This is a genomic window from Spongiibacter marinus, from assembly GCF_016906995.1.
Lineage (GTDB): Bacteria > Pseudomonadota > Gammaproteobacteria > Pseudomonadales > Spongiibacteraceae > Spongiibacter > Spongiibacter marinus.
The window spans coordinates 1-5,660 of the sequence record NZ_JAFBBD010000021.1; the positions used below are offsets into that span (position 1 = coordinate 1).

Annotated in this window: 2 tRNA genes and 3 rRNA genes; all 5 read left to right on the plus strand. The window is 51.0% G+C overall.

What is annotated here, in order from left to right:
• Nucleotides 1-269 precede the first annotated feature (269 nt).
• Nucleotides 270-1,803, plus strand: a 16S ribosomal RNA gene (locus tag HNR64_RS16880).
• A gap of 160 nt (nucleotides 1,804-1,963) precedes the next feature.
• Nucleotides 1,964-2,040, plus strand: a tRNA-Ile gene (locus tag HNR64_RS16885).
• Between the two features lie 53 nt (nucleotides 2,041-2,093).
• Nucleotides 2,094-2,169: transfer RNA gene (locus HNR64_RS16890), tRNA-Ala, on the plus strand.
• A gap of 250 nt (nucleotides 2,170-2,419) precedes the next feature.
• Nucleotides 2,420-5,316: ribosomal RNA gene (locus HNR64_RS16895) — 23S ribosomal RNA — on the plus strand.
• A gap of 166 nt (nucleotides 5,317-5,482) precedes the next feature.
• Nucleotides 5,483-5,597 (plus strand): 5S ribosomal RNA (gene rrf / locus HNR64_RS16900).
• The 16S, 23S and 5S rRNA genes sit together here with 2 tRNA genes alongside, the layout of an rRNA operon.
• Nucleotides 5,598-5,660: the final 63 nt, after the last annotated feature.

A 5,660-nucleotide genomic window follows, 5' to 3' on the forward strand; every position in this document is an offset into this window, starting at 1 on the left:
CGAAGTATTTATAATACGCGTCCTCGCTTCGGGGATAACTTGAAGCGAATATCAAAGCCCTGGCGGTTTTGAGTTATTTAAAAAGATGAGATCAAGTAATTCGTGTGGGTACTTGTTGATGGATATTGCGACATTAAATATTCAGAGATAAGTAACTCGACAATTCAAATTTTGAAGAATCGATTAACACGTCTCTGAGCCGAGATTTTAGATGGTAAAGCAGGTTTTGCGTAACCATCTCATCATGCCTTTGGCTGATGTAAAAGATTGAACTGAAGAGTTTGATCATGGCTCAGATTGAACGCTGGCGGCAGGCCTAACACATGCAAGTCGAACGCGAAAGCACTTCGGTGTGAGTAGAGTGGCGGACGGGTGAGTAACGCGTGGGAATCTACCTAGTAGTGGAGGATAACTCGGGGAAACTCGAGCTAATACTGCATACGCCCTACGGGGGAAAGCGGGGGATCTTCGGACCTCGCGCTATTGGATGAGCCCGCGTTAGATTAGCTTGTTGGTGAGGTAATGGCTCACCAAGGCGACGATCTATAGCTGGTCTGAGAGGATGATCAGCCACATTGGGACTGAGACACGGCCCAAACTCCTACGGGAGGCAGCAGTGGGGAATATTGCGCAATGGGCGAAAGCCTGACGCAGCCATGCCGCGTGTGTGAAGAAGGCCTTCGGGTTGTAAAGCACTTTCAATAGGGAGGAAAGGTTGTAACTTAATACGTTGCAACTGTGACGTTACCTATAGAAGAAGCACCGGCTAACTCCGTGCCAGCAGCCGCGGTAATACGGAGGGTGCGAGCGTTAATCGGAATTACTGGGCGTAAAGCGCGCGTAGGCGGCTTCGTCAGTCAGATGTGAAAGCCCCGGGCTCAACCTGGGAACTGCATTTGATACTGCGGAGCTAGAGTATGGTAGAGGATAGTGGAATTCCAGGTGTAGCGGTGAAATGCGTAGATATCTGGAGGAACATCAGTGGCGAAGGCGACTGTCTGGACCAATACTGACGCTGAGGTGCGAAAGCGTGGGGAGCAAACAGGATTAGATACCCTGGTAGTCCACGCCGTAAACGATGTCTACTAGCCGTTGGGGAACTTGATTCTTTAGTGGCGCAGCTAACGCACTAAGTAGACCGCCTGGGGAGTACGGCCGCAAGGTTAAAACTCAAATGAATTGACGGGGGCCCGCACAAGCGGTGGAGCATGTGGTTTAATTCGATGCAACGCGAAGAACCTTACCAGGTCTTGACATCCTGCGAATTTTCTAGAGATAGATTAGTGCCTTCGGGAACGCAGTGACAGGTGCTGCATGGCTGTCGTCAGCTCGTGTCGTGAGATGTTGGGTTAAGTCCCGTAACGAGCGCAACCCTTGTCCTTAGTTGCCATCAGGTAATGCTGGGAACTCTAAGGAGACTGCCGGTGACAAACCGGAGGAAGGTGGGGACGACGTCAAGTCATCATGGCCCTTACGACCTGGGCTACACACGTGCTACAATGGGCGGTACAGAGGGCTGCAAACTCGCGAGAGCAAGCCAATCCCTTAAAACCGTTCGTAGTCCGGATTGGAGTCTGCAACTCGACTCCATGAAGTCGGAATCGCTAGTAATCGCGAATCAGAATGTCGCGGTGAATACGTTCCCGGGCCTTGTACACACCGCCCGTCACACCATGGGAGTGGATTGCACCAGAAGTGGATAGTCTAACCTTCGGGGGGACGTTCACCACGGTGTGGTTCATGACTGGGGTGAAGTCGTAACAAGGTAGCCCTAGGGGAACCTGGGGCTGGATCACCTCCTTAACTTGAGCGCAAGAAGTTGGCAAGTGCTCACACGAATTACTTAGATCTCAATTGATTGAAAGCGATAATTTCACGGGCCACTGGGTTACGTGATAAAGCCCTCTGCATGAGAGTGCAGAATTGCTTGGTTCAGCTGATGATTGGCTGGATATGCAAGATTGGGTCTGTAGCTCAGGTGGTTAGAGCGCACCCCTGATAAGGGTGAGGTCGGAGGTTCAAGTCCTCCCAGACCCACCACTATCTCGCGGCAGTTACTGAAAAGTAAGCGGGGTAGAGTTGGGCATTGACATGGGGCTATAGCTCAGCTGGGAGAGCGCCTGCCTTGCACGCAGGAGGTCTGCGGTTCGATCCCGCATAGCTCCACCACTTCCCGCTTTGGGGGGGTGACCAGATTATCGCCAAGAAGTCAGAAAGAAAAGCTTTTGCATGTATGTGAAGAGTTTTTGTTTCTGGTTTTTACAATCAGATGTTCTTTAACAAGGTAAATAAGCTGAAATAAAACACTGTTTTCTCAAGTGTTGTAATAATCCGGCGAAAACTGATTACGCAGCAAGTCGCGTGTAATCAGATAGCAGTTTCTTGATGATATAACGATGGCTAGTCTATTTGCTTATATGGTCAAGCGACTAAGCGCATACGGTGGATGCCTTGGCAATTGGAGGCGATGAAGGACGTTGGAGCCTGCGAAAAGCTCTGGGGAGGTGGCAACCAACCTTTGATCCAGAGATGTCCGAATGGGGAAACCCACCTAGCATAAGCTAGGTATCTCTTGACTGAATACATAGGTCTTGAGAGGCGAACCAGGGGAACTGAAACATCTAAGTACCCTGAGGAAAAGAAATCAACCGAGATTCTCTTAGTAGCGGCGAGCGAACGGGGATCAGCCTGCAAGTGATAGCTTGTGTGTTAGTGGAACGGTCTGGAAAGTCCGGCGATACAGGGTGATAGCCCCGTACACGAAAACGCACTTGTGGTACTAAGCTTGCGATAAGTAGGTCGGGACACGTGTTATCTTGACTGAAGATAGGGGGACCATCCTCTAAGGCTAAATACTACCAATTGACCGATAGTGAACCAGTACCGTGAGGGAAAGGCGAAAAGAACCCCGGAGAGGGGAGTGAAATAGATCCTGAAACCGTATGCGTACAAGCAGTAGGAGCAGACTTGTTCTGTGACTGCGTACCTTTTGTATAATGGGTCAGCGACTTAATGTCAGTAGCGAGCTTAACCGTTTAGGGGAGGCGTAGGGAAACCGAGTCTTAATAGGGCGAATTAGTTGCTGGCATTAGACCCGAAACCCGGTGATCTATCCATGGCCAGGTTGAAGATGCCGTAACAGGCATTGGAGGACCGAACCCACAAATGTTGAAAAATTTGGGGATGAGCTGTGGATCGGAGTGAAAGGCTAATCAAACCGGGAGATAGCTGGTTCTCCTCGAAATCTATTTAGGTAGAGCGTCATGTCTTACCCGCGGGGGTAGAGCACTGTTTGGGCTAGGGGGTCATCCCGACTTACCAACCCCATGCAAACTCCGAATACCGCGGAGTACAATCATGGCAGACAGACGGCGGGTGCTAACGTCCGTCGTCAAGAGGGAAACAACCCAGACCGCCAGCTAAGGTCCCAAATCTACGTTAAGTGGGAAACGATGTGGGAAGGCTCAGACAGCTAGGAGGTTGGCTTAGAAGCAGCCATCCTTTAAAGAAAGCGTAATAGCTCACTAGTCGAGTCGGCCTGCGCGGAAGATGTAACGGGGCTAAACGTAGAACCGAAGCTGCGGATGCACTATGTGCATGGTAGAGGAGCGTTCTGTACGCCTGTGAAGGTGAGTCGAGAGGCTTGCTGGAGGTATCAGAAGTGCGAATGCTGACATGAGTAACGACAAAGGGGGTGAAAAACCCCCTCGCCGGAAGACCAAGGTTTCCTGCCCCATGCTAATCAGGGCAGGGTTAGTCGGCCCCTAAGGTGAGGCTGAAAAGCGTAATCGATGGGAAACGGGTTAATATTCCCGTACTTGTTATAACTGCGATGGAGGGACGGAGTAGGCTAGGCGATCGCGGCGTTGGTTGTCCGCGTTTAAGCTAGTAGGCTGAGGACTTAGGCAAATCCGGGTCCTTAAGGCTGAGAGGTGATGACGAGCTCTCTTTTGAGCGAAGTCGTTGATGCCATGCTTCCAAGAAAATCTTCTAAGCTTCAGGTTATAACGAACCGTACCCCAAACCGACACAGGTGGTCAGGTAGAGAATACCAAGGCGCTTGAGAGAACTCGGGTGAAGGAACTAGGCAAAATGGTACCGTAACTTCGGGAGAAGGTACGCCGGTTTTGGTGATGGGACTTGCTCCCTAAGCTGAGGCTGGCCGAAGTGACCAGGTGGCTGCGACTGTTTATCAAAAACATAGCACTCTGCAAACACGAAAGTGGACGTATAGGGTGTGACGCCTGCCCGGTGCCGGAAGGTTAATTGATGGGGTTAGCGTAAGCGAAGCTCTTGATCGAAGCCCCGGTAAACGGCGGCCGTAACTATAACGGTCCTAAGGTAGCGAAATTCCTTGTCGGGTAAGTTCCGACCTGCACGAATGGCGTAACGATGGCCACGCTGTCTCCACCCGAGACTCAGTGAAATTGAAATTGCGGTTAAGATGCCGTATACCCGCGGCTAGACGGAAAGACCCCGTGAACCTTTACTATAGCTTCACAGTGGACTCTGATATTACTTGTGTAGGATAGCTGGGAGGCTTTGAAACCTAGGCGCTAGCTTAGGTGGAGCCAATCTTGAAATACCAGCCTGGTACTATTGGGGTTCTAACTCTGGACCATTATCTGGTTCGAGGACATTGTGTGGTGGGTAGTTTGACTGGGGCGGTCTCCTCCCAAAGTGTAACGGAGGAGCACGAAGGTGCGCTAATCACGGTCGGAAATCGTGAGGTTAGTGTAATGGCACAAGCGCGCTTAACTGCGAGACTGACAAGTCGAGCAGGTACGAAAGTAGGTCATAGTGATCCGGTGGTTCTGTATGGAAGGGCCATCGCTCAACGGATAAAAGGTACTCCGGGGATAACAGGCTGATACCGCCCAAGAGTTCACATCGACGGCGGTGTTTGGCACCTCGATGTCGGCTCATCACATCCTGGGGCTGAAGCCGGTCCCAAGGGTATGGCTGTTCGCCATTTAAAGTGGTACGCGAGCTGGGTTCAGAACGTCGTGAGACAGTTCGGTCCCTATCTGCCGTGGGCGTTGGAGATTTGAGGAAAGCTGCTTCTAGTACGAGAGGACCGAAGTGGACGAACCTCTGGTGTTCGGGTTGTGATGCCAATCGCATTGCCCGGTAGCTATGTTCGGACGGGATAACCGCTGAAAGCATCTAAGCGGGAAGCCTCTTCCAAGATAAGATCTCCCTGGGAACTTGATTCCCCTAAAGAGCCGTTCAAGACCAGGACGTTGATAGGCAGGGTGTGTAAGCGTTGTGAGGCGTTGAGCTAACCTGTACTAATTGCTCGTGAGGCTTGACCATATAATCAAGTGGTTTAGCCATCGAAAGAAATCAAGAAACTGCAGCGGATTGTTGCAACCCTGGAAACAGGATGAGAAAACAGTATTCAGCTTATTTACCGCCCTATTTGTGATTGTGAGAGCATGTCAACGTGACAGTCAGACTCGAAGCAACACAAGCCAGTTTGCCTGGCGACCATAGAGACATGGAACCACCTGACCCATCCCGAACTCAGAAGTGAAACGTGTCATCGCCGATGGTAGTGTGGGGATTCCCCATGTGAGAGTAGGTCATCGCCAGGCTTCTAAACTAAAGTGCCCCAGCCGAGTTCGGTTGGGGCACTTTGCTATGTGGCTAGAAAAAGT